This window comes from Brucella sp. NBRC 12953, assembly GCF_040369775.1.
In the GTDB taxonomy this organism is placed as follows: domain Bacteria; phylum Pseudomonadota; class Alphaproteobacteria; order Rhizobiales; family Rhizobiaceae; genus Brucella; species Brucella pseudogrignonensis.
On sequence record NZ_BAABSV010000005.1, the window covers coordinates 73,154 to 95,340 of the forward strand.

A 22,187-nucleotide genomic window follows, 5' to 3' on the forward strand; every position below is an offset into this window, starting at 1 on the left:
ACTGCTCTCTATCAGAAACGTGTGAAACCGGACGGGTGAGCGCCCTTGAGAATCTTGAGGGCTGGAACAACCAGCAACGGCGTACCGATCAGCATTGGAACGATGTCCGAAAGGCCGAGATACATTACCGCCCACCAGTATGGGAAAATGCCGAGATAAGCCAAGCTGGCCGAAACGGCGGCAACCATCAAAAGACCAACAACAAGGCAGGTTGCTGCAATTTTAATCAGCGTTGTGCGATTAAACGTTGTCGTCTTAGGATCAAACAACATGCCCGGGATCAGGCCTGTAAGACCGACCATGATGCCGTCAATGATCAGCGAATGCGCGGGAATGAACGTGCCTGCCAGAAGCGACCAGATCACGGTGCCGAGATAACCGCAGATGAATCCGCTCTTGCGGCCCAGAAGAATGCCGACAAGCGGTGGCAGAAATGCAAAAATTCGCCACTGGATCACGCCCGGAACGAGCTGGATCGGATTGGCATAGGCCCAGAGAACGCCGGTTGCAGCAGCTGCAACGATGGAAAGGACGATCGGAAACAGCGTATTTCCGTCGTTATGCGTGATCGTGGTGTTGGACATTGTCGTATTCCCGTAAAGTGCCTCCCGTCTGCAACAAGCAAAAACCGTGCCGCCTGGTGATTGCAGCAAACGAAGGGAACTTTGAGATGAAGGTGGTGGAGCTATCCTGTCGGCATTTCTGTAGCGCTATCAACAGGCAAAAACACCGCGTTTGCGGTAGAGTCAAATAGATTCAGTGCCTCTGACGCAATGAGTCACATCAAAACTGACTATTAAAGCAATAATCGATCATTCACCCACAATATCGGCTAGCATCTGCACAAGTTGCCGCATTTGATCCGGGCCGTTCTCCATGTGCTGGATGACGATTTCCATCGGCTCTACAAATGGTAATCCGGCTTCTTTTGGAACAATGCGGTGCAACGGCAGTGCGACACGCGCAGGCAACAAGCTGACACCCAGTCCTTCAGCAATTGCACTTTGAACACTCGCGAGGCTGGAACTGGTAAAAACAACATGCCAAGGCCTGCCAATACGGTCGAGCGCCTCCATCATGTCGCTCCGATAAAGCCCGTTTGGCGGGAATGCGACGAGAGGCAGTGGATCGACGTCTGAAACTGGATAATCAGCACTTTCCAGCCAGGATAATGGTTCAGGCCAATGGATGGTGCCAAGCGTTTCACCGCGCTTCTGTTTAATCATCACCAGATCAAACTCGCCCGTTTCAAAACCTTTCTGCAATTCGCGGCTTAACCCGCTCGTCACTTCAAGTTTCATCTTGGGATGTGCGCGCAAGAATGCGGCAAGCGTCGGCGTCACCAATCTTGCTGCAAAATCCTCTGCCAGACCAAGGCGAAAGACTGCGGTGAGCGCACTGCCAGTCATGGCAGCAGCAGCCTCATCATGGAGGTGAAGCATCCGCCGTGCATAGCCGAGCAGCTTTTCACCCGCATCAGTTGGCCGAACATCATGCCTTGCCCGCTCCAGAAGCGATTGTCCGGCAGCTTCTTCAAGGCGCAGAATTTTCTGACTGACTGTGGATTGCGTCGAATGCAGCTGCAGCGCTGCAGCGGTGAAGCTGCGACTGTCGACGACAGCCACGAAAGCACGCAATAGATCGAGGTTGAATATTGTATTCATAATTCAAATGAATACCAGTTGAACATTTAATTTCTAAATATGTCTTATTGCAACTATTTTAGCAACGAATAAGGAGCACTGCCGATGCGTCAAACAATATTCAGCTTGGGTGCCTTGGCATTGATTGCAGGGACGATAGTCATGACCGAGCCAGTTTTACCGGGCAGCCATGCTGTCGCACGCGCCGAAACACCGCTCATTCAATCCGCTTCAGCGGGAAATCTCGCTGCGGTTAAAGCAGCAATCAAGGCAGGCGTCGATCTTGAAACCAAAGGCAAGGCTGGTGAAACAGCGCTTCTTGCGGCCACACACGCCAATCATGTCGATGTTGCCCGCGCATTGATCGAAGCTGGCGCCAATGTGAATGCAAAGGATGCGATCAAGGACAGCCCCTATCTTTATGCAGGCGCACGCGGACATCTGGAAATACTGAAACTCACGCTTACGCATGGCGCCGATCTTAAAAGCACCAATCGCTATGGCGGAACGGCACTCATTCCGGCTTCGGAACGGGGTCATGTTGAAACCGTCCGCACGCTGATTGAAGCAGGCGTAAAGGTTGATCACGTCAATAATCTCGGATGGACGGCTTTGCTTGAGGCTGTGATCCTGGGCGATGGCGGTCAGCGCCACGTTGATATCGTAAAACTGCTGATTGATGCAGGTGCTGATGTGAACCTCGCGGACAATGATGGCGTTACGCCATTGCAGCATGCGCGAGCACGTGGGTTTTCTACTATGGTTGCCATGCTTGAGAAAGCAGGCGGCAAATGAGCAACGACAAAGAGTTCTTGCAAAAGGCAATCGCGCTTGCATTCGACAATGTCGATCTCGGTGGTCGTCCCTTTGGAGCCGTTGTCGTAAAGGATGACAAGATTATCTCCATCGGGGTCAATCGTATGCAGGCCGATTGCGATCCGACTGCCCATGCGGAACTTCTCGCATTGCGCGCGGCAGGCAAGGTTTTGCAGTCGCCTCGGCTGGATGATTGCAGCGTTTACGCGAGCGGCCAACCCTGCCCTATGTGTTTTGCTGCGATGCGGATGTCAGGCGTCAATAAAATCATATTTGCCTATTCCAACGAGCAGGCTGAACCGTTCGGCCTTTCGACAGCAAAAATTGCCATGGAACTCGCCAAGCCTGTGACAGAACAAACTGGCGTTCACTTTGAACAATGTTCGCCAGACGATGATGCAGCACTTTATCGGCGCTGGCAGGAAAAGAAGAAATAAAAGACTGAATTTATCATGCAGACCCAGCAAACCAATGGCAGCACGCAAGCCGCACCCGTAGCCCTTATCGCCCTCGTTGTTCTGATTGGCCTTAATCTAAGACCATTCCTGACCGCACCGGGACCAGTGCTTTCCGATATTGTCACAGATACCGGAATGGGCTTTGGCATGTTGTCTCTGCTAACATTCCTTCCCATGATGCTGATGGGCCTTGGCGCATTCATTGCACCACACATTCAGTCGCTAATTGGCACGCGCCGCAGCATGTTCGCTGCACTCATCATTCTTGCATCGGGTTCTGTTTTGCGGGGCTTCGTGCCAGATGGTTTTTCTCTCGTGCTGACCGCTGTCCTGTGCGGCGCAGGCGTTGCGATGATACAGGCGCTGATGCCCGGCCTGATCAAAGCAAATTTCCCAGCAAGTATTGCAGCTGTTACCGGCCTTTATTCCGCAATGATTATGGGCGGCGGTGCGCTTGGTGCGCGCCTGACACCGTGGCTTGCGGGCACTGAACACAACTGGCGTTTCGCGCTATCTGTTCTTGCAATTCCTGCCGTGCTTGCGTTGCTTACTGCTATTCCAATTCTTAAAGAAACGGCGTCTTCTGGTTCAAAATCTGGCATCACCGGAAAGCTGCTCCGTCGCCCACGAACATGGGTGCTGATGGCGGCTTTCGGCCTCGTCAATGCGGGCTATTCATCGATGGTGGCCTGGCTTGCTCCTTACTACCAATCATTGGGCATGGAAGCGGCAGAAACCGGCAATCTGGTCGCCGTCATGGCAATCGCGCAGGCTTTGTCGGCCTTTGGCCTGCCGTTGCTTGCAAGACATGGCGTTGATCGTCGCCCTTGGCTTTTCTTAACACTGGCGATGCAAGCGACAGGCTTTGCTGGTCTGGCTTTTGCACCGCAGCTTTCGCCTTATTTCTGGTCCGCGATTTGCGGCGCAGGTCTTGGTGGCAGCTTTGCGCTCGCCATGATTACCTCGCTCGATCATCTGCCCAAGCCTCAAGAAGCAGGTGCTCTGGCCGCGATGATGCAAGGCGGCGGCTTTCTGATCGCAGCTCTGGGCCCAGTGGCAACGGCATTGCTACACAATTTAACCGGCACCTTTGCATCGGGCTGGATCATGCATCTGGTGCTGGTTGCAAGCATCTGTCCGCTCTATCTGAGCTTTAATCCGCGCCATTACGCGCATGTGATGAATCTGGCGCTTCCTGCCGAAAGCGGCACACAATAGCGTTACCTGACGCGATAATGCGGGGTTTATCTATGTTCTGCGGGCAATTCTGAGCTAGATGACTTGCTGTCCTTCCCATGAGGGTTAAGGTTGCTTGAAATTCCGCATTACTGGTCAATTGAATGAAGCACGAAGCAGTTATAGAGCCGAACAAGTCCACAATTCAGGACGGTTTGCCCAAGCCAAGAATTTATTGGGCGTGGGCGACCCTGATGGTCGGTCTCACACTCGCAGTTATCGACGGTACTATTGCCAATGTCGCGCTTCCCACCATTGCGGCCGATTTCTCGGCAGGACCGGCTGCCTCCATCTGGATTGTGAACGGATATCAGCTCGCCATCGTTATCACTTTGCTGCCATTTGCAGCTTTGGGCGAGATTTACAGCTACCGTCGCGTCTATCTGCTCGGCGTGTCGCTCTTCACACTTGCCTCGATTGCCTGCGTTTTTGCGCGGTCGCTTGAAGCGCTCACGATCGCACGCATTATACAAGGCTTTGGTGCAGCAGGCCTGATGAGCGTTAACGCTGCTTTGCTGCGCTATACGGTGCCGCAAGCAAAGCTTGGCACCGCAATCGGCTTGAACGCACTTTTCGTGGCCCTCTCCTCGACCATAGGTCCAACGCTCGCAGGTATCATCCTGCATTCGCTCACATGGCCCTGGCTCTTTGTCATCAATATTCCACTCGGCGTTCTGGCGGTGGTTATGGGAATGAAAAGCCTGCCCTATAACGAACTCTCATCACGTCGGTTCGATTATCTGAGCGCTATCCTCACTGCCTTCACGCTCGGCCTGCTGATTACGGTCATTGATAGTGCAGGTAATGGCGTCAGCTCGACATTTCTGGCCTTGCAGGCAATCGGCTGCGCGGTCGCAGCAACATGGCTGATACGACGCTCAATGCAGACAACTAACCCGTTGCTGCCGCTTGATCTTCTGCGTATCCGAGTGTTCAGCCTGTCTCTCTGCACTTCAATCATGTCCTTTCTCGCACAGATGATGGCATTCATATCGCTGCCATTCCTGTTTCAGAACGTCTATGGTTTCCAACCCATCGAGGTTGGCTTTTTGATGATGCCTTGGCCGATTGCCCTGGCCATCGTTGCCCCGTTATCCGGCAAATTCTCGGACAAATATTCACCTGCCACGCTCGGTTTGGTTGGGCTTGTGTTCTTCGCTGCCGGGCTTGCACTGGTCGGAACGCTGCCAGAACAACCGTCCGTGGTCGATATCTGCTGGCGCATGGCGATTTGCGGCATCGGGTTTGGCTTCTTTCAGGCTCCGAACAATCGCATGATTATAACCTCGGCCCCACGCGCAAGAAGTGGCGCTGCCAGCGGTATGCTTGGAACAGCTCGCTTGCTTGGTCAGTCGCTTGGTGCTGCATTCGTAGCATTTTTGCTCTCGCATTGGGGCATCAACAACATACCTCGCATCCTGCTTGTTGCTGCTGGGTTCGCGGCTTTTGCATCAATCATCAGCATTTCGCGCCGCAAACGCTAAACACCCCGGCAAGATTTTGGTGATATGAAACTCAAAAATGAACAAGCCTGTGAATCTTTTGAAATATCTTAGTCGACACATGAAATTCCCTATTGCAATCCGGATTCCGTTGGTTCATATACCGCCTGCCTAACGGAAACGACTTCTCTCAGAGAAGACTGGCGCGAGCGGGTGTAGCTCAGGGGTAGAGCACAACCTTGCCAAGGTTGGGGTCGAGGGTTCGAATCCCTTCGCCCGCTCCAGTTTTTCCGAGGTATTTCCCAACAGCGTCATAATATTGAGCCGTGAAGGCTTTAGCTGTGCCTCTCTACCGCAATACGCATAATCAGACTGAGACTGCCTCATGATCCGTAGTGTACTTTTGTTGATCGTTGGTGTTGGCGCCCTCGTGCAGGGGATTTTACGCCTGGGAAAACCCGCTCAAGCCGTTGAGCGAACCGGCTGGCTATATCAACAGTTCGGTGATCAGGGCGTCGCTTATGGCATGATGGCTATTGGCTTGGTCGCGCTGATTGTCGGTGTGATCCTGTTCGACAACACTTGGGTCAGAGCTATTCGCGAACGCAGAAAAAGCTGAAACTCTATTCATTAAATAGAAGAACAACGACAGAATTCAGCTTTTAATTACTAGGCTTAGACCATCAATCGCATGCCAGCTATGCTTTATTATTTATTGTCCTCAGCTGTTTTTCGCCCCATATGCGAGATCAACGTCACAGGACGATTAATTCCATGAAACCGGATACTGTTGTCACCGCCGTTCTGGCGATGTGCCTGTTGTTTTTAACATGGGCCATTGCTCAACGTGCTTTCGATGAAATGGCACATGTGCAAAATGGTGCCAGCGGACTAGCCTTGCCCGCTGCCTCCATTCAGCATCCTACGGCAGATAAAAGCCGGATAAACTGACCTCCCCTGCCAGATGCGGGACTCAGCGGTTAAGTGTTATTTGCAGGCTTGTTGAAATTAAATTCGATAATTCGGCGTGGATGTCTTTCCGCGCCCTGCCAGTTTCCTCGCAAATAGGATCAATTTCCCCCACCGACTTGAGGAATGCGCGCGCATCTTCCTTACACTCCGGCAGAAAACTAAAGTGATCCGCTCCACGGACAGTGACATAAGAGCTGCCTGGTACCAGCGCGGCCACTTCATCAGCTTTGACTGATAAAGGCACCTCACCTTCATTACCCAGATTGATAAAACTCAAAGGGATTTTGATATTCTTGAGGCTATCTTCGTCGTAGGCTTGAGCCATCCCCGGATCGACAAGCACCGCGGTTTTGACGCGCTCATCAAGATTGGACTGCTCAAAAGCCGTTTTATCAACGGTGCGCAAATCGAGCTTTGGCACTGATACCGGCTCCATTTTGGCATAGCCGCGACCACCAGCATACCATGCGCAATCCCACTTCGTGTAAGTGTCGCAATATTTGGCATAAGCCTCAAGATTTGTGCGAGCGCCAGCAAGTTTCAGTGACGCAGCACCACCAAGCGAAAACCCGACAACGCCGATATGTTCTGCATCGATGTGAGACTTCCAGTCTTCGCTTGTAGTCAGATAGCTGATAACGGTCGAAAGATCGTCAGTTCGCTTCCATAGTTTTGGCGTTTCATCGGGCAGCGAGTCGCCTGAAGTCGTGCCCGGATGGTCAGGTCCGGCAACGATAAAGCCCGCCTTTGCTAAATCTGTCGCAAGCCAGTTTATGGCTTCAGCGCGCCCACCCGAACCATGCGAGAGAATGACGAGAGGAAAGCGACCATTGGCAAGTGATGCATCTTTCGAAGCCTTTGTTCCTTTAAAAATTCTATCGTCACCAAAAAGTTCGGGCGAACCTCCACCCGAGGCGGGATACCAGATCGTTACTGCCAGGTTTTGCCCCCGCATTGCAGAGGGCACTTCAATAGTGCGAACGCCAACCTCTGCGGCCATCGCAGCAGAACTGAAGAGGGTCGCACCGAGTGCGATGCTCGACCAAATAAAACGAATTTTGCTCATCTTGTATCTCCGTGTTTGCAAGATGAGCCAGGTTTTTCAAATATCCTCCGATCCGGCGTTCTAAATCACGATTCAGGTCGTCCAGAATCGCGATATAGATCATTGATCGGCGATCTTTCGCCCTTTAGATCGCGAGAACGCTTTTGATTTTCGTACCATTACCCTTTGTCGTTGCCCTTCTGCAGCTGATCCTTCTGGTTGCCATGTGGCGCAATCAGGATAAAGCGATTGCAGGCAACCCGTTCCAACTGCTGGTCGCTTTGTGCGCCGTGCAGTCAGCAGCCGTTGGTGTTCGCTGGGGTTATGGCGTCGAGGAAGTCCGCTATCTGATGCCGATTATCGCAAGCTGTTTGCCACCGCTCGTTTACGCAAGCTTTCGCAGCCTAATACATAACGATAACAAACGTTTGAGCGACCGCAATCTCTGGAAGGTCGCGGCTTTCCCGATAGCGATCATATTCATATTGCTCATTCTGCCTGCGTTGCTGGACGCAGCCCTGATTATCCTGTTCGTCGGTTTTGCTATTGCTCTGCTTAATCTTGCACGCGCCGGTCCTGATGCCTTGGATGAAGCACGATTTGACAGTGCAATTTCTGCTCATCGAGCGTTGATAATTGCGGCTGTTTCACTATGCATTTCTGCTTTATTCGACTTTGCAATTCTGATGGATTTTGAATGGGCAAACGGCAGAAATTCGGCGCTGATTGTGAGCAACGCCAATCTTCTTGGGCTCCTGTTTGTGGCACTCACGGCTCTGGTCGCAAGCCGCGCTCAACCCGCTGCATCCGGTCTGGATGAGCGACCCCTCGACAAGAATGATATCGAACAAGACCGAGATACTTTGGCTCGCGTCGAAAACATCCTCGCACAGAACAAGCTCTATCTGGATGAAAACCTGACCCTTATTCGGCTGGCGCGAAAAGTCGGTCTGCCAACGCGTCAAATATCGGGCGGTATCAATCGGCTAACCGGCAAGAACGTATCTCAATATATCAATGAATTTCGTATTGCCGAGGCTTGCCGACTTTTACGGGAAACCGAAATGTCAGTGACGATGATTATGTTGGAATCAGGCTTTCAAACGAAGTCTAACTTCAATCGAGAGTTTCGCCGTGTCACTTCATCAAACCCTGCCGCTTGGCGAGAGCAAAACAGCTTAGAAAAAAGAAAGCGCAAGCTCGTCGCATAAGATGCTACACGAGCCTGCGATAGTTTAACCAAAAATGCTTCTTCCGCCAAGGAATGGTTGTCCACCAGCTGGTCCGGTTATGGTTCCCGGCCGGCTTTTGCCTACAGCCAATTGAATCAAAGTTTCGTTCCCCTGCTTTTCAGCTTTAGACACCGTCTCAATACTCGCAGGTGCGGCAGCCAGCGCAGAACTTGCGATCATTAATGATGCAATCGTCGTTAGTGAAATCGTTTTCATTTCGCCCTCCAATATTGGCTGAAGCCAAACGCGCCGTGAGTCGTTACTCGGAGATCATGCTGGCGCGCGACACGCACAACCCAGCGCGACCTTAGTTGGAGACCAGCAAACGACACATACGTCATATGACGTATTTCGTTATGAAAGACGCTCGATACACGGCTGAGAAATGGGGAAAATGGCGGAGGGGGTGGGATTCGAACCCACGGTACGATCTCTCGCACGCCGGTTTTCAAGACCGGTGCCTTAAACCGCTCGGCCACCCCTCCGCATCTGCACGAAGCAGATGTGAACGCCTCTTTATCGTTATCAAACAGCAGCGTCAATCTGCCACTTGATGTCATCCTCGATTAAATGACTGATAGCCTTGCTCTTCAGGTTAATGAAGCATAAACTTGAGAATAATAGTCATAAAGAAAAGGGAACGTATGAGCCTGGAATCGGTCAAGGCGTTTTTCGCAGACAAGGCACCCGAAATCAAAGTGATTGAACTGCCAACCAGTACGGCGACAGTCGCCCTCGCCGCCGAGGCGCATGGTGTGGAACCGGGACAGATCGCAAAGACACTGTCATTTGCAGCGAAAGATCAGACCATACTTATCGTGACGCGGGGAGATGCGCGTATCGATAATCGCAAGTTCAAGGACCAGTTCGGAACCAAGCCGCGCATGTTGGATGCAGAAAGCGTCTTGAATGAAACAAGTCATCCGGTCGGTGGTGTTTGCCCGTTTGGATTGCCTAGCGCCCTGCCCGTTTATTGCGATTTGTCGCTCAAGACTTTCGAGGAAGTCGTTCCGGCCGCCGGGGCTACAAACAGTGCAGTGCGGATCGCACCGCAGAAAATGGCCGAGCTTGTTTCGGCTGAATGGATTGATGTTTGCCAGTAAGGCAAGTGTTGCCCGGATTATCTAATCGCGATGACGTGATGAAATGAAGTGCTTTTTTGCCCTTTAAAGGTGATAAAACACTTCATATATTTTAAGAATAGTTCTAAAGTGGATTCGAAGTGAATGCACTCGCTTGGCACATATCCCTGAAATCTCCGGGCTCCGGAGGAGCCTGATGGGGTTGTGACGTAACCAAAAGCAGAGTTTTCCGTGGGTAGGTCCATAAGGAAGGCTTGAGGATGTGCTGAAAGGAATAATCAATGCGTCTTACTCGTCAGACGAATTATGCCATTCGCATGCTTATGTATTGTGCCGCCAATGACGGCAAACTGAGCCGCGTTCCGGAAATTGCCCGCGCTTATGGCGTTTCGGAGCTTTTCCTCTTCAAGATTTTGCAGCCACTTGTCGAAAACGGACTGGTTGAGACTGTACGTGGCCGTAACGGTGGTGTGCGTCTCGGACGCGCTGCCAAGGATATTTCGCTGTTCGATGTCGTGCGCGTGACTGAAGAAAACTTCGCCATGGCAGAATGCTTCGAGAACGACGCAACAGAATGCCCGCTTGTCGATAGCTGTGGCCTTAACTCAGCCCTGCGTGAAGCACTCAATGCGTTCTTCGGCGTATTGATGAAGTATAGCATCTCGGATCTGGTTAAGGCGCGTCCAAATGTTCGCGTGCTGCTCGGTCTTGATGAAGATCTCGAAGCGGAACGTGTTGCCAGCTGATTTGCAGCGTGGTTGAATAAAACAAGGCTGAGAACCGGGCAGGTTCTCAGCCTTTTTGTTTGTCTCAAACTTTTCAGAGTGCCGCGGCATAGGCCGATTGCGGCAACACGAATGGCACGCCTTGCGCTGGCGGTACACCGACCCTTAGAGAGCACTCATAAACCCGCTCCAACCGATCATCAGTCAGCGCATGTTGTGGCGTGCCGATGGTATCAAGTTTGCCCTTGTGCATGACAGCGATGCTGTCGGCGAACATGGCAGTCAGATTGAGATCGTGAAGGATAGCAATCACGCCGCCACCAGCGGCCGCGAAATCGCGTGCAATTTCCATAACTGTGATCTGATGCTTGATATCGAGGCTAGAAATAGGCTCATCCAGAAACAGATAACGCGGTTTTCCATCCACGACTGGCTTCCAGACCTGACAAAGCACGCGTGCAAGCTGCACCCGTTGCTGTTCACCTCCCGAAAGCTCCTGATAAAGCCTACCGCTGAAGCCTGCGAGATCAACCTTCTGCAATGCAAGATCGGGCAACTTCTCCTGCTCTGCACCAGTTACGCCGCTGAAACCACCCGTCAAACCGATATGGACGATCTCGCGGACAGTAAAAGGAAACGACAAAGCGCTGGCTTGCGGCAGCACAGCCCGGCGCGCAGCCATACGCCAGGGCTTGATCCCTGCAAAATCCTCGCCATCCAGATAAGCAGAACCCGTATAAGTAATATCACCGGAAAGCGCGCGCAGCAGCGTCGTCTTGCCGGAACCGTTAGGCCCAACAATCGCTGTCACTTCGCCAGGACGCGCGACAAAATTGATATTCTCTATAATCGGCTTATTGCCGATAGAAACACTTAGGTTTTTGGTTTCGATCATTTAGCGCCTCACAGATCAAGAACGCCGCGCTGGCGCAGCAATATCCAGAGGAAGAATGGAGCGCCGCACACAGCCGTAATGATGCCAATCGGCAATTCGGCAGGTGCAACAATGGTGCGGCTTACCGCATCTGCAAGCAAAAGCATGATTGCGCCGAGCAGTGCTGCGGAAGGCAACAAGTAACGGTGATCCGGACCAATGCTCAAGCGCAGCATATGCGGCACGACAATGCCGATAAAGCCGATGCCGCCGGATATTGCGACCGTCGCACCCGTCGCCGCAGCAACAGTTACGATTGCGACGTTTTTAATCCGCTGCACAGGAATACCAAGATGGCCGGCTGCCGCCTCACCCAACGCGAGCGCATTAAGACCCCGCGACAGAAACGGTGTCGCAAAAAGTATGACCATGATAATCGGGCCAGCCGTGCCGATCTTGCCCCAAGTAGCACCTGCCAGCGAGCCAAGCCCCCAGAAGGTCAGATCACGCAACTGTCGATCATCAGAAATATAGACGAGAGCGCCAGTGGCAGCACCTGTCAGAGCGCCAAGCGCGATACCAGCCAGAAGCATCGTAGCGACAGAGGTGCGTCCGCGCCGCGTCGCCACGCGATAAAGGATAAGCGTGGTTATCAGGCCACCAAAAAATGCAGCGAGAGGCAGGGCGTAAAGACCGAGCAACAGATAAAGCGGAGCAAGTGCTGTTCCACCCAAGACAATCATTGAAACCGCACCGAGGCTGGCACCTGCGGAAACACCAACAAGTCCCGGATCAGCAAGCGGATTGCGGAACAAGCCCTGCATAACGGCACCGGAAACGGCAAGCGAAGCGCCAACCAGTATTCCCATGATGATGCGCGGTAGACGAATTTCCATAATGATCAGATGGTCACGCCGGAATGCGTCTGCACTTTCTTGCGTTCCAAAAACCAGTTCGCGCAAAACGCTCATAACAGAGGCGTCGGAAGCACCCGCAGTCAGGCTGAACAGTGCGGTTATGCAAAGCGCAACAGCGAGAATTGCGATAGCCAAACGAGCGCGCGCGGAGCGATCTCCGGCATGACTATCGTTGGCTTGATCACGCACGGCAAAGCCCCCGGGTTTTGCCACGCGGTCTTGGCTGGTCATTTCGATATGTCCTTATTGCGGGTTTCCGCGATATGCCTGCCGGCAATGACGCTCGACAGGCATATGTTTTAGTTTGCAGCCTGCTTGCCATAGAGCTTTTCAGACAATTCACGGCTGGCAGCGCCTGTGCGTGGACCAAAGCCGAGCAGATAGAGTGAATCCATCTGAACGATGTTACCGCTGCGTCCAGCAGGCGAATTAGCAAGAGCCGGGTTCTTCAGCAGATCTTCCTTCTGAACGCTATCCTTGCCAATATTCATGGTGAGGATCAGATCAGGAGCAGCCTTCTCAACGGCTTCATCGGTGAGCTGCTTATAACCCTGATAAGAGTCGATTGCGTTCACACCGCCCGCAAGGGTGATGATGCCATTGGCACCTGTGCCCGTACCGGACGCCATAATGCGCCCTTCCTGAGCCGACATGATGAACAGCACGCGCTTGCGCGGATTCTGGTTTGCTGAAATTTTCTGCGCAGCTTCCAGATCCCGCGATACGTCAGCTGCGAGCGCTTTGGCTTTATCTTCCAGACCAAGCGCCTTGCCGACGGCTTCAATCTTGGCAATCACGCTTTCGCCGGTATGCTCTTCGGGAATAACAACCATCGGAACCGAAGCTTTTTTCAGCACTTCAAGCGCTTCTGGAGGACCACTGCCCTCAAGCATCAAAATACCCGTAGGATTGACTGAAAGAACACCTTCCGGCGAAAGACGGCGCATATAGCCGACATCAACCAGTTTTCGAGCTTCTTCCGGATAGCTACTGGTTTGATCACGAGCGACGAGCTTATCGCCCGCGCCAAGCGCATAGACGATTTCGGTGACAGAACCGCCGATGGACACCAGACGTGACGTATCGGTGATTTTCTCAACCGTATCGGCTTTTGCGACACCGCCAAAAGCAACAGAAGCGACAATAACCGCCAGCGCCGCGCAACGACCGATGCTTGATGAAATGATTGACATGTTCCGCTTCCCTAAAGCACGCCCTGGAAACGAGCTAACTCGTTCTCCAATGATGACGTGCATATAAAACTGGGCTTAGTGTGTATTCCGAACGGAAAAAACATCCGGAATACACATCAAAACAAGGAGTTAGCCGCCTGTTCTTTAAGCAGCGTTCGACTGCGGCAAGCGCGGCAGATTTTCCGCTATCATACGCCAGTCAGCCAGTTCCGCTTCGCCCTCGTGACGCTCGCCGAAGAACTGGATAATCAGCTCACCATTGGCATCATAAGCCTCAAGCGAAGTGACATGACCGTCCTTGGTTGGCTTACGAACAACCCAGGCATTGGCGATATGATCGGCGCGAAGGTGCAGATGGAAAGTCGGATCAAGCACATTGAGCCATGGACCCATTGTCTTGATTTCGGCAATCTTGCCGGTGTGAATCTGGATACAGCCTCGGCTTCCAACGAAACACATGATTGGAATCTGTTCCTGAACGACATGGTTCATCATCGCTTCGACAGCAGACAGATCAACGCGCCATGCGAAATCCTGCCCAGCAAGATGCACGGCCTGATGACGATCAACGCCGAAATCTTTCAGAAGACCGACAAACTGGTGAACATCGGTGAGTGCGCCCCAGCGTTCACGGAACGCATCGGCATCGATAGCCGAAACATCGGCTTTTTCTGCCTTGGCAGCGACAGGCTTTGTTTCGATCGAAGGCGTCTGATCATCGAGCAACAGTTCAGAAACAAGCTGCTCGTAGGCTTCCAGATTAGAAGCTGGACGCAGATGAATTTTATGAACGGCTTCGCCCGATGCATCAAAGAACTGAAGGCTGCGGCGAACGTGTTCGCCATCAAGCTTGGCAACCGCAAAACCATGCACCCAGTGCTTTGGGAAAATGCGGAGATCGATTTCCTTGCCGAGCGTGAGCGACGCATGCGGTCCCCAGATCGTCTTTTCAAATGGACCGATCTTCTCGTGCACAGCGCTTTCATTGCGTGTCAACGCCATGACTTCACCAAGCGAAGGGGCGTGTTTGAGCAAGGTTTCCACATCTGCGCGAATACGGCGAGCGGAGATCGAGCTGTCAGCATCTGCACCGGTGTAAGCCGCAATGAAATCGGCCTCTGATATCCCGAGGCTCTGCGCAAAATCACGTTCACGCATTTTCGGGTTATCTGCCCGTGCCTTGAGTATCTGCTCTGGGGAGGGCTTGGTCTGGGTCGTCATCTGTTGTTTGCCTATTTGTTCAGGATGAGCTTGCCTTGACGGGTGATCTTCAAACGATAGAGAGAGCCGCCGTGCTCTATCGCCACTTCACGAGAGCCGTTGAAGAGTTCACGGCTGCCATAAGTTTTGAGCTGCGGCTCGTAGGACTGTTCAGAAACGTGCGATTTAGCTTGTCCGCCCGTTTCAAGACGGGATTGAATTTCGGGCATGCGGCTGGAGACGCGTTCACGCGGCAACCGCACCTGCATGTCGATATGGATTCGCCTATTCATTTTATTGCCTCTGCACCAGTTATGGAGCCGTCTTGTGAACTGACCGGATGCCAAACAAATCATTAGTTGACATCGAAAGTCATGTTTTATAATCACTGCCTTACTGGATTAAACGAGTCAAGTTTAAATCTTGTTTTTTCCAGCGCAAGCCCGAAGGTTGTCCCTTCCAGCCAGCACAAATGCTCCTCTCGGGATGAGGAGAAACTAACCATTTGTAACAATTGATCTTCTTGCTCCCTCTTGGGCGCGGGAGACTTCCTTTGGCCTCAGGAGAAACCAAGGCAATGCGGGCGAAAAACGGGGAACAGACGCGGTCATTTCTGGCGAGCACAGGTCTCGCTGTTGTAATTCTGGCAATGACGTCGAATGCATACGCGCAGGAACAAGCTGCAGCGACTGACAACAACGGCGTCGAGCTGAAACCTATTGTTATCAAGAACACACGCGGCACAAAGGGATCGGTTTCCGATACACCTTTGGCAAACGTCACAACCGCTGACGAAATCCGCAAGAAGGACATTGATTCCGTCCGCGATCTGTCCAACACGCTGGAACCTGGCCTCGCCGTCAGCGCTACGACCGGTAGCGTGAACATTCGCGGTCTTCAGGATGATCGCGTACTCACGACAATCGACGGCATTCCTATTCCTTATCTCGACGCAGCCATCCGTACCGATGTGAGCGGTGGCAGCAGCGATGCATATGATATTTCTGCTCTCTCCACATTTGACGTGCTTTACGGCGCAGATGCCAGCCGTCTTGGCTCGGGCGCTATGGGCGGCGCGATCGCGTTGAGAACACTGGAACCGGAAGACCTGCTTGCTCCGGGCAAAGCATTCGGCGGCATCGCAAAGCTGACTTACGACGGCTCCGACCGATCCTTCATCGGCTCTGGCGCGGTTGCACAGAAGATTCAGAACACCTCGGTTCTGTTTCAGGGCTCGTATAAGCGCGGCCATGAAATTCGCGGAACGGGTGACGTCGGCGGATATGGCGCAGCACGCACCGAGGCAGATCCTAAAGATTACGACCGCAGCAACCTGATGTTCAAGCTACGTCAGGAGCTTGAAGGCGGTCACACCATCGGCATAACAGCCGAGCGCAATCGGTATGATTCAGACACCAATCTGAATTCGGACGCAGGCACGACCTACAACAATCGCGATTACAATCAGAACCGCAAAAACGATCGCGATCGTGTATCGCTCGACTATCGTTATGAAGGCCAAGGCGATGGCCTTGTAAACAATGCCTGGGCAACTGTTTACTGGCAAAAGATGACGCGCTCTTATGGTACGGACACCATACGCAAAGGCGCCCTCGCAGGTCCTTTCAGCCGCCATTATAAGCTGGAGGATGAACGCTACGGCGCAAGTGGTTACACAAACCTCGGTTTCGACACTGGGATTCTCAATCACTCGCTGACTGTTGGTGGTGATTTCAGTATCGGAAAAAGCACCCAGTCGTTTACCGGTGACGATGCTTGTATTCGCGGTGTTCAGAACCCAACCTGTGCATTCCTGCATATTAATCAATCAGATACACCGGACGTAGATTCCTATCGTCTTGGCCTGTTCGCTGAAGATCGTATCGAAATCGGTGATACTCCGTTCGCAATCACGCCAGGATTGCGCTTCGACTGGTTCAAGTATGAGCCGGACTCGATCAGCGGATATGATAATAATTCTGACGGCCGCATATCACCAAAAATCCGCTTCTCGTGGCAAGCCGCGCCTGCTCTCGAACTCTTCGCGCAGATTTCATCGACCTACAAAGCGCCTGAGATCGATCAGCTTTATGTGACGTATCTTTCGGCAAGCTACGGAACTATCGGTAATCCCGACCTGAAGCCGGAAACGGGTTATGGCATTGATGTAGGCGCCAAGTTCGGCGATCAGGATTCCGGCGGTAAAATCACCGTCTTTGCAAATCGTTATAATAACTTCATCGATACTGTAACGACCCCAACCGACGAATATCCAGACGGCTTGACGACCTTCCGTAACCTGAACAAGGCTCGCATCGCTGGTATTGAGGTCCAAGCGCACCACAACTTCGTTAATGGCTTCAATGTCCATGGCACCCTTGCTTATTCCAAAGCAATGAACCTTGACGACGATATCGCATTGTCATCGTCGCAACCGTTCAAGGGCGTATTCGGCGTTGGATATAATGCTGAAACCTGGGGCGTTGACACCAGTGTGGTTGCTGCCGCCTACCTGAACCAGACCATTTCGACCAGAGCGGGCAGCGCTACGCGTAGACTTCCTGGATACGGTGTTGTGAATCTCACCGGCTGGTGGGAACCAAAGCAGCTGAATGGAACACGCCTGCAGGCTGGCGTCTATAACATCTTCGATAAGGGTTATTATGACGCGATGAACGTCAGCACGGTCACAAATATCTCAGAGCGTTACACGGAAGCTGGCCGCTACTTCAAGCTGTCGCTGACGCAGAAGTTCTAATCACATTCGGGAGGTTGTTGCCTCCCGGAAACCAATCGTCGTGTCTACGAAGTCCACCCAACTCTGACCGCGGCTGTGGCCTTCATATCCCGAGATACGACGCGGCGAGTGCGGGCCCTACCACCGCACTCGCCGGAAAACCGACAGGACACGACAGATCATCTGTGCGATTGTCCTGACGAATTTTTGTAGCCAGTCCATCTTTGCAAAGAAAAGGATCAGCAATGTTCATAGCAATGAATCGCTTCAAGGTTATCGTCGGCAACGAAGCCGAGTTCGAAACCGTCTGGAGAAACCGCGATTCCCAGCTCGCCGAGCTTCCGGGCTTCGAAAGCTTCAACCTTCTGCGCGGCGCAACCAACGAAGATGAGGGTTACACACTCTACTCCTCTCACACCGTTTGGAAAACGCGTGAAGATTTTGTCTTCTGGACCAAATCAGAGCAGTTCCGCAACGCGCATCGCAATGCAGGCGACCGTAAGCCACTTTATGCCGGCCCACCTCAGTTTGAGGGATTCGAGGCTGTTGAAGGCATCTGATCGCTCGTTTGAGTGTGTTTTCCACACGGTGCGGCGAAATGGCACATAAAGTTGAAACGGGGTCAAAATGGCCCCGTTTTGAGCAGGTGAAAATGCTAATTAATGTTTAAAGATGGGCTGTTAACTCATATTTAGAATTATTCTAACTTATTGATTTTTAGAACGTTTCAAAAACATAAAATTTGACAGAACCACCCCACAAAAGCCATAACCTGACTTAATTCGGTGGGTTTTATAAAGACTTATCGAAGTTTACCTTTGATGTTCGGGCCTTTAACCCCTGCAATTGGAGGAACCATTGTTCGGTTCAGAGTTGCGCCAAGCGCGCGTACAAATAAATGTAGCAGCTGATAGCTGTATTCCTGATGCCTTCGCAGGCAACGAACGGGTTTATTCCAACCGTATTGTGAATAATATACTTTCACATCGCATTGCAGATGCCGGAGTTTACTGCTCATGCTAGTCTGCAGCTGCAATGTTATTACTGATAAAGACATCGAAGCCGTCGTCATACAACTTCTCGATGAAGATTGCTGGCGGTTGATTGTCCCTGGCACCGTTTATAACGCTATGTCCAAGAGCGGCCGTTGCTGTGGCTGCTTCCCAAACGTCGTAGAAACCATCATAAGGGTTACCGAAGAATACCATCTTCGTCGCAACCATATGGACGAAAACGTCATCCAGTTCATGGATCGTGTACGTTCTCTACGAGAAAAATTCGGGAGTTCTTGGAATGAAAGGCGAACCAAAGGTCATCGAGCGGCTTAACGAGGCACTGTTTCTCGAGCTCGGCGCCGTCAACCAGTACTGGCTGCACTATCGTCTGTTGAACGACTGGGGCTTCACGCGTCTTGCAAAGAAGGAACGTGAAGAATCCATCGAAGAAATGCAGCATGCTGACAAGCTAATCGACCGCATTATCTTCCTCGAAGGTCATCCAAACCTTCAGACGGTTGCTCCGCTGCGCATCGGCCAGAACGTCAAGGAAGTTCTGGAAGCCGATCTGGCTGGCGAATATGATGCACGCGCATCCTACAAGAAGTCGCGCGAGATTTGCGACGAACTCGGCGATTACGTTTCCAAGCAGCTTTTCGACGAACTGCTTGCTGACGAAGAAGGTCACATCGACTTCCTCGAAACGCAGCTCGACCTTCTCGCCAAGATTGGCGAAGAACGCTACGGCATGCTCAATGCAGCACCTGCCGACGCTGCTGAGTAAAATAGCCTGAATGAACGACTTTAAGCCGGGGCTACGCTCCGGCTTTTTGTTTATGAAGGGTTTCGGGAATGCGCGTGAACGAATAGGCTTATACCTACAAATTAAAGCATTTCCAGCAAAAGTGGGAACCGGTTTTGCGTCGGATAATGCGTAAAAACAAATAGTTACAGCGGCTCCAACGATTCAGTCTTAACTGGAACCGCTGTAAAGCCCATGGACGTTCTCAATGACCGATACTGCAATATCCATCCGCAAAGCCAGTCAGGCCGATCTGACGGCGATTGTTGCCATGCTTGCAGATGATGCACTTGGAGCAAAACGCGAAGATGCAAGCCACCCATTGAAAGCGTGTTACATTGATGCATTCAACGCCATCGAAAGCGACCCAAACCAGCTGCTTGCTGTGGTTGAACAGGATGAACAAGTAATCGGCTGCTTACAGCTCAGCTTCATTCCCGGCCTTTCGCGCAAGGGCATGTGGCGCGGGCAGATCGAGAGTGTGCGTATAGCAAGCAATATACGCGGTGGTGGCGTAGGCCGACAAATGATTGCGTGGGCAATCGATAAATGCCGCGAACGTGGTTGCGAACTTGTGCAATTGACGACCGATAAATCGCGCGCCGATGCCCTGCGTTTTTATCAATCGCTCGGTTTTGTTGACAGTCATGAAGGCATGAAGCTGTCGCTTTAATGAATTCAACTAGTTCCTTGATGTAAAAAGAAAAAGGGCGCATCAAGCGCCCTTCCTTATTCGATCTTCAAACTGCTTATTGTGGCAGCTTATCGTCAACGCCTGCGACGTAGAAGTTCAGACCGAGCAGGGTCTTGTCGTCAGCCTGCTCGCCTTCCTTGAGCCACTCCGAACCGTCCTGCTTCTTGATAGGACCGGTAAATGGCTTGAAGTCGCCCGACTTGATCTTGGCTTCGGTTTCTTCAGCCAGTTTCTTAACGTCATCTGGCATGTTGGTGTAAGGCGCCATCTTGACGAGGCCTTGCTTCATGCCCCACCAGATGTTCTGCGTCTTCCACGAACCGTCAAGCGCGGCCTTGGCGCGGTCGATATAGTATGGGCCCCAATCATCCACGATTGCTGTGAGCTGGGTTTCAGGGCCGAACTTGATCATGTCCGAAGCCTGACCGAATGCCTTGATGCCACGCTCATGCGCAACCTGGATCGGAGCAGTCGAATCCGTGTGCTGGGTCAGGATATCCACGCCCTGGTCAACCAGTGCCTTGGCAGCATCTGCTTCCTTGCCTGGATCGAACCATGAATTGACCCAGATCACCTTGACCTTGAAGTCAGGATTGACCGACTGAGCGCCGAGCATGAATGCATTGATGCCCTGCACCACTTCCGGCACTGGAACTGAAGCGATATAGCCAGCAACGCCCTTGGTCGACATTTTGGCAGCGATAACGCCCTGCACATAGCGACCTTCGTAGAAGCGCGCATTGTAAGCAGATACGTTGTCTGCGGTCTTGTAACCGGTTGCGTGTTCAAACTTCACATCCGGGAACTTGGCAGCAACCTTGATGGTTGGGTCCATATAACCGAAAGAGGTCGTGAAGATCAGCTTGTTGCCTGCGCGAGCAAGACGCTCGATCGAACGTTCGGCATCCGCACCTTCCGGTACGTTTTCGAGGAAGGTCGTTTCGACCTTGTCGCCAAGAGCTTCGATCATTTCCTTGCGGGCCACATCGTGCTGATAGGTCCAGCCGAAATCTCCCGGAGGTCCGATATAGATGAAGCCGACTTTCAGCTTGTCTTCTGCATGTGCTGCCCCACCAACCATAAAGCTGGCTGCAGTGGCAATCGCCAACAGCGTCTTTTTCATGTTCCCTGCACTCCTTGTTGTCACCCTCAAAACAAAACGGCAGGCCGTGGGAGCCGGTCTGCCGTTCAGAACTCATATTTACCTGTCCGGCACAAAAGGTTTGCCGAGCGATGCAGGCGTATTCATCATCGTCAGACGCCTGTTGCGTGAGATGATGACCAGAACCACAATGGTCGCGATATAAGGCAAGGCCGAAAGGAACTGCGACGGAAGACCGAAACCAAGCGCCTGCGCATGAAGCTGGCCAATGGTTACGGCACCGAAAAGATAAGCGCCGATCAGAACACGCCACGGACGCCATGAGGCGAACACGACGAGCGCAAGTGCAATCCAGCCACGCCCTGCCGACATGTTCTCCACCCATTGAGGCACATAAACCAGTGACAGCTGCGCGCCCGCGAGCCCTGCACAAGCGCCGCCAAACAGCACGGCGAGATAACGCGTGCGAACCACATGCACACCAAGCGCATGGGCTGAGCCGTGATTGTCACCGATAGCGCGCAATTGCAGGCCTGCTCTCGTGCGAAAGAGGAACCATGTCACGCCAATCACCAGCAATATGGATATGTAGAAAATCGGATCCTGCCCGAAGAGGAAGCGGCCGACATAAGGAATATCGCTGAGATATGGGATACTGATCGCACCCAGACGCACGCCCGGCATACCGACGAAGCTTTCGCCCAACATGGCTGAGGCACCAATGCCGAGAATAGTGAGCGCCAGACCCGTTGCGACCTGATTGGTCACAAGCGACAGTGTCAGAAAAGCAAAAATGCCTGAAAACAACGTGCCTACCAGAATGGCGGCAATCATGCCGAGCCACGCCGAGCCGGTGAACTGCGCGGCAGCAAACCCCGAAACAGCGCCCATCAGCATCATGCCTTCGACGCCAAGGTTCAAAACGCCGGAGCGTTCGACAACGAGTTCACCAATGGCTGCAATCAGCAACGGTGTTGCAGCTGTTGCGATGGTGAGAAGGATTGCCTGTGTCAAATCCATTG

The 22,187-nt window shown here is 52.4% G+C and carries 25 protein-coding genes and 2 tRNA genes; 15 read left to right on the forward strand and 12 right to left on the reverse strand.

The window, feature by feature from the left end; translation table 11 throughout:
* Nucleotides 1-11: 11 nt before the first annotated feature.
* Both ABWV94_RS13225 and ABWV94_RS13230 read right to left on the reverse strand, forming a co-directional pair.
* Complete coding sequence (locus tag ABWV94_RS13225) at nucleotides 12-584, reverse strand: aminotriazole resistance protein (protein WP_353413851.1); 573 nt, start codon at nucleotides 582-584, stop codon at nucleotides 12-14.
* Between the two features lie 228 nt (nucleotides 585-812).
* Nucleotides 813-1,664, reverse strand: a complete 852-nt coding sequence (locus ABWV94_RS13230; protein WP_353413853.1) for a LysR substrate-binding domain-containing protein — start codon at nucleotides 1,662-1,664, stop codon at nucleotides 813-815.
* Between the two features lie 141 nt (nucleotides 1,665-1,805).
* Here ABWV94_RS13230 and ABWV94_RS13235 point away from each other — a divergent pair, with 141 nt between their 5' ends.
* From ABWV94_RS13235 to ABWV94_RS13265, 7 genes are all read left to right on the forward strand, one after another.
* Nucleotides 1,806-2,438: an ankyrin repeat domain-containing protein gene (locus ABWV94_RS13235; protein WP_353413855.1), complete on the forward strand. Its 633-nt coding sequence runs from the start codon at nucleotides 1,806-1,808 to the stop codon at nucleotides 2,436-2,438.
* On the forward strand, nucleotides 2,435-2,896 hold the full coding sequence (locus ABWV94_RS13240) for a nucleoside deaminase (protein WP_353413857.1): 462 nt from the start codon (nucleotides 2,435-2,437) through the stop codon (nucleotides 2,894-2,896). Before ABWV94_RS13235 ends, ABWV94_RS13240 begins: the two co-directional genes overlap by 4 nt.
* Nucleotides 2,897-2,911: 15 nt before the next feature.
* Nucleotides 2,912-4,135, forward strand: coding sequence for a cyanate transporter (locus tag ABWV94_RS13245; RefSeq protein ID WP_353413859.1), 1,224 nt, complete (start codon nucleotides 2,912-2,914; stop codon nucleotides 4,133-4,135).
* A 122-nt stretch (nucleotides 4,136-4,257) separates the two neighbouring features.
* Nucleotides 4,258-5,637, forward strand: a complete 1,380-nt coding sequence (locus tag ABWV94_RS13250; protein WP_113484864.1) for an MFS transporter — start codon at nucleotides 4,258-4,260, stop codon at nucleotides 5,635-5,637.
* A gap of 167 nt (nucleotides 5,638-5,804) precedes the next feature.
* Nucleotides 5,805-5,879, forward strand: a tRNA-Gly gene (locus tag ABWV94_RS13255).
* A gap of 101 nt (nucleotides 5,880-5,980) precedes the next feature.
* Nucleotides 5,981-6,214, forward strand: a complete 234-nt coding sequence (locus ABWV94_RS13260) for a hypothetical protein (RefSeq protein WP_353413862.1) — start codon at nucleotides 5,981-5,983, stop codon at nucleotides 6,212-6,214.
* 155 nt (nucleotides 6,215-6,369) lie between these two features.
* A complete protein-coding gene (locus tag ABWV94_RS13265) occupies nucleotides 6,370-6,546 on the forward strand; it encodes a hypothetical protein (protein ID WP_353413864.1) in 177 nt (58 codons plus the stop codon).
* 22 nt (nucleotides 6,547-6,568) lie between these two features.
* Here the strand turns inward: ABWV94_RS13265 and ABWV94_RS13270 are convergent, their stop codons facing one another.
* Complete coding sequence (locus ABWV94_RS13270; protein WP_353413866.1) at nucleotides 6,569-7,633, reverse strand: alpha/beta hydrolase family protein; 1,065 nt, start codon at nucleotides 7,631-7,633, stop codon at nucleotides 6,569-6,571.
* A gap of 143 nt (nucleotides 7,634-7,776) precedes the next feature.
* Between ABWV94_RS13270 and ABWV94_RS13275 the strand changes: the two genes are divergently transcribed.
* Nucleotides 7,777-8,823 carry a helix-turn-helix domain-containing protein gene (locus tag ABWV94_RS13275; RefSeq protein WP_353413868.1) on the forward strand — a complete coding sequence of 349 codons (1,047 nt, stop codon included), beginning with the start codon at nucleotides 7,777-7,779 and terminating at the stop codon, nucleotides 8,821-8,823.
* Nucleotides 8,824-8,847: 24 nt separating this feature from the next.
* Here the strand turns inward: ABWV94_RS13275 and ABWV94_RS13280 are convergent, their stop codons facing one another.
* Nucleotides 8,848-9,060: a hypothetical protein gene (locus ABWV94_RS13280; RefSeq protein WP_105519485.1), complete on the reverse strand. Its 213-nt coding sequence runs from the start codon at nucleotides 9,058-9,060 to the stop codon at nucleotides 8,848-8,850.
* 179 nt (nucleotides 9,061-9,239) lie between these two features.
* Nucleotides 9,240-9,329: transfer RNA gene (locus tag ABWV94_RS13285), tRNA-Ser, on the reverse strand.
* Between the two features lie 159 nt (nucleotides 9,330-9,488).
* Between ABWV94_RS13285 and ABWV94_RS13290 the strand changes: the two genes are divergently transcribed.
* Both ABWV94_RS13290 and rirA read left to right on the forward strand, forming a co-directional pair.
* On the forward strand, nucleotides 9,489-9,947 hold the full coding sequence (locus ABWV94_RS13290; RefSeq protein WP_353413870.1) for a YbaK/EbsC family protein: 459 nt from the start codon (nucleotides 9,489-9,491) through the stop codon (nucleotides 9,945-9,947).
* 260 nt (nucleotides 9,948-10,207) lie between these two features.
* On the forward strand, nucleotides 10,208-10,672 hold the full coding sequence (gene rirA, locus ABWV94_RS13295) for an iron-responsive transcriptional regulator RirA (RefSeq protein ID WP_007878913.1): 465 nt from the start codon (nucleotides 10,208-10,210) through the stop codon (nucleotides 10,670-10,672).
* A gap of 73 nt (nucleotides 10,673-10,745) precedes the next feature.
* Here rirA and ABWV94_RS13300 read toward each other — a convergent pair whose 3' ends face one another.
* The 5 genes from ABWV94_RS13300 to hemP form a co-directional block, all read right to left on the reverse strand.
* Nucleotides 10,746-11,546, reverse strand: coding sequence for a heme ABC transporter ATP-binding protein (locus ABWV94_RS13300; protein ID WP_007878910.1), 801 nt, complete (start codon nucleotides 11,544-11,546; stop codon nucleotides 10,746-10,748).
* Between the two features lie 8 nt (nucleotides 11,547-11,554).
* Nucleotides 11,555-12,673 (reverse strand): FecCD family ABC transporter permease, encoded by a 1,119-nt coding sequence (locus ABWV94_RS13305; protein WP_064321625.1) that lies wholly within the window; start codon nucleotides 12,671-12,673, stop codon nucleotides 11,555-11,557.
* 68 nt (nucleotides 12,674-12,741) lie between these two features.
* A complete protein-coding gene (locus tag ABWV94_RS13310; protein WP_007878905.1) occupies nucleotides 12,742-13,635 on the reverse strand; it encodes a heme/hemin ABC transporter substrate-binding protein in 894 nt (297 codons plus the stop codon).
* A gap of 144 nt (nucleotides 13,636-13,779) precedes the next feature.
* On the reverse strand, nucleotides 13,780-14,856 hold the full coding sequence (locus ABWV94_RS13315) for a hemin-degrading factor (protein ID WP_200638345.1): 1,077 nt from the start codon (nucleotides 14,854-14,856) through the stop codon (nucleotides 13,780-13,782).
* Nucleotides 14,857-14,867: 11 nt separating this feature from the next.
* Nucleotides 14,868-15,128, reverse strand: a complete 261-nt coding sequence (gene hemP / locus ABWV94_RS13320) for a hemin uptake protein HemP (protein WP_039860725.1) — start codon at nucleotides 15,126-15,128, stop codon at nucleotides 14,868-14,870.
* A gap of 284 nt (nucleotides 15,129-15,412) precedes the next feature.
* Here hemP and ABWV94_RS13325 point away from each other — a divergent pair, with 284 nt between their 5' ends.
* The 5 genes from ABWV94_RS13325 to ABWV94_RS13345 all read left to right on the forward strand — a co-directional run bounded on the left by ABWV94_RS13325 (nucleotide 15,413) and on the right by ABWV94_RS13345 (nucleotide 20,042).
* Nucleotides 15,413-17,593, forward strand: a complete 2,181-nt coding sequence (locus ABWV94_RS13325) for a TonB-dependent hemoglobin/transferrin/lactoferrin family receptor (protein ID WP_353413873.1) — start codon at nucleotides 15,413-15,415, stop codon at nucleotides 17,591-17,593.
* A gap of 224 nt (nucleotides 17,594-17,817) precedes the next feature.
* Complete coding sequence (gene hmuQ, locus ABWV94_RS13330; RefSeq protein ID WP_312472968.1) at nucleotides 17,818-18,132, forward strand: heme-degrading protein HmuQ; 315 nt, start codon at nucleotides 17,818-17,820, stop codon at nucleotides 18,130-18,132.
* 456 nt (nucleotides 18,133-18,588) lie between these two features.
* Nucleotides 18,589-18,900: a (2Fe-2S)-binding protein gene (locus ABWV94_RS13335; RefSeq protein ID WP_083898663.1), complete on the forward strand. Its 312-nt coding sequence runs from the start codon at nucleotides 18,589-18,591 to the stop codon at nucleotides 18,898-18,900.
* The gene (gene bfr / locus ABWV94_RS13340) at nucleotides 18,866-19,351 is read left to right on the forward strand and encodes a bacterioferritin (protein WP_007878888.1); all 486 of its coding nucleotides are present in this window, start codon (nucleotides 18,866-18,868) and stop codon (nucleotides 19,349-19,351) included. The genes ABWV94_RS13335 and bfr overlap by 35 nt, the downstream gene beginning before the upstream one ends.
* 226 nt (nucleotides 19,352-19,577) lie before the next feature.
* On the forward strand, nucleotides 19,578-20,042 hold the full coding sequence (locus ABWV94_RS13345; protein WP_112805918.1) for a GNAT family N-acetyltransferase: 465 nt from the start codon (nucleotides 19,578-19,580) through the stop codon (nucleotides 20,040-20,042).
* Nucleotides 20,043-20,118: 76 nt separating this feature from the next.
* On the opposite strand, the gene ABWV94_RS13350 is transcribed toward ABWV94_RS13345, so the two are convergent.
* Nucleotides 20,119-21,186, reverse strand: coding sequence for a BMP family ABC transporter substrate-binding protein (locus ABWV94_RS13350; protein WP_353413876.1), 1,068 nt, complete (start codon nucleotides 21,184-21,186; stop codon nucleotides 20,119-20,121).
* Between the two features lie 78 nt (nucleotides 21,187-21,264).
* Nucleotides 21,265-22,185: an ABC transporter permease gene (locus ABWV94_RS13355; protein WP_064321619.1), complete on the reverse strand. Its 921-nt coding sequence runs from the start codon at nucleotides 22,183-22,185 to the stop codon at nucleotides 21,265-21,267.
* Between the last annotated feature and the right edge of the window lie 2 nt (nucleotides 22,186-22,187).

Bases quoted from the DNA above. Each gene is read 5' to 3' on its own strand.
- ABWV94_RS13225 (WP_353413851.1), bottom strand. From the start codon at position 584: ATGTCCAACACCACGATCACGCATAACGACGGAAATACGCTGTTTCCG.
- ABWV94_RS13230 (WP_353413853.1), bottom strand. From the start codon at position 1,664: ATGAATACAATATTCAACCTCGATCTATTGCGTGCTTTCGTGGCTGTC.
- ABWV94_RS13235 (WP_353413855.1), top strand. From the start codon at position 1,806: ATGACCGAGCCAGTTTTACCGGGCAGCCATGCTGTCGCACGCGCCGAA.
- ABWV94_RS13240 (WP_353413857.1), top strand. From the start codon at position 2,435: ATGAGCAACGACAAAGAGTTCTTGCAAAAGGCAATCGCGCTTGCATTC.
- ABWV94_RS13245 (WP_353413859.1), top strand. From the start codon at position 2,912: ATGCAGACCCAGCAAACCAATGGCAGCACGCAAGCCGCACCCGTAGCC.
- ABWV94_RS13250 (WP_113484864.1), top strand. From the start codon at position 4,258: ATGAAGCACGAAGCAGTTATAGAGCCGAACAAGTCCACAATTCAGGAC.
- ABWV94_RS13260 (WP_353413862.1), top strand. From the start codon at position 5,981: ATGATCCGTAGTGTACTTTTGTTGATCGTTGGTGTTGGCGCCCTCGTG.
- ABWV94_RS13265 (WP_353413864.1), top strand. From the start codon at position 6,370: ATGAAACCGGATACTGTTGTCACCGCCGTTCTGGCGATGTGCCTGTTG.
- ABWV94_RS13270 (WP_353413866.1), bottom strand. From the start codon at position 7,633: ATGAGCAAAATTCGTTTTATTTGGTCGAGCATCGCACTCGGTGCGACC.
- ABWV94_RS13280 (WP_105519485.1), bottom strand. From the start codon at position 9,060: ATGAAAACGATTTCACTAACGACGATTGCATCATTAATGATCGCAAGT.
- ABWV94_RS13290 (WP_353413870.1), top strand. From the start codon at position 9,489: ATGAGCCTGGAATCGGTCAAGGCGTTTTTCGCAGACAAGGCACCCGAA.
- rirA (WP_007878913.1), top strand. From the start codon at position 10,208: ATGCGTCTTACTCGTCAGACGAATTATGCCATTCGCATGCTTATGTAT.
- ABWV94_RS13300 (WP_007878910.1), bottom strand. From the start codon at position 11,546: ATGATCGAAACCAAAAACCTAAGTGTTTCTATCGGCAATAAGCCGATT.
- ABWV94_RS13305 (WP_064321625.1), bottom strand. From the start codon at position 12,673: ATGACCAGCCAAGACCGCGTGGCAAAACCCGGGGGCTTTGCCGTGCGT.
- ABWV94_RS13310 (WP_007878905.1), bottom strand. From the start codon at position 13,635: ATGTCAATCATTTCATCAAGCATCGGTCGTTGCGCGGCGCTGGCGGTT.
- ABWV94_RS13315 (WP_200638345.1), bottom strand. From the start codon at position 14,856: ATGACGACCCAGACCAAGCCCTCCCCAGAGCAGATACTCAAGGCACGG.
- hemP (WP_039860725.1), bottom strand. From the start codon at position 15,128: ATGAATAGGCGAATCCATATCGACATGCAGGTGCGGTTGCCGCGTGAA.
- ABWV94_RS13325 (WP_353413873.1), top strand. From the start codon at position 15,413: ATGCGGGCGAAAAACGGGGAACAGACGCGGTCATTTCTGGCGAGCACA.
- hmuQ (WP_312472968.1), top strand. From the start codon at position 17,818: ATGTTCATAGCAATGAATCGCTTCAAGGTTATCGTCGGCAACGAAGCC.
- ABWV94_RS13335 (WP_083898663.1), top strand. From the start codon at position 18,589: ATGCTAGTCTGCAGCTGCAATGTTATTACTGATAAAGACATCGAAGCC.
- bfr (WP_007878888.1), top strand. From the start codon at position 18,866: ATGAAAGGCGAACCAAAGGTCATCGAGCGGCTTAACGAGGCACTGTTT.
- ABWV94_RS13345 (WP_112805918.1), top strand. From the start codon at position 19,578: ATGACCGATACTGCAATATCCATCCGCAAAGCCAGTCAGGCCGATCTG.
- ABWV94_RS13350 (WP_353413876.1), bottom strand. From the start codon at position 21,186: ATGAAAAAGACGCTGTTGGCGATTGCCACTGCAGCCAGCTTTATGGTT.
- ABWV94_RS13355 (WP_064321619.1), bottom strand. From the start codon at position 22,185: ATGGATTTGACACAGGCAATCCTTCTCACCATCGCAACAGCTGCAACA.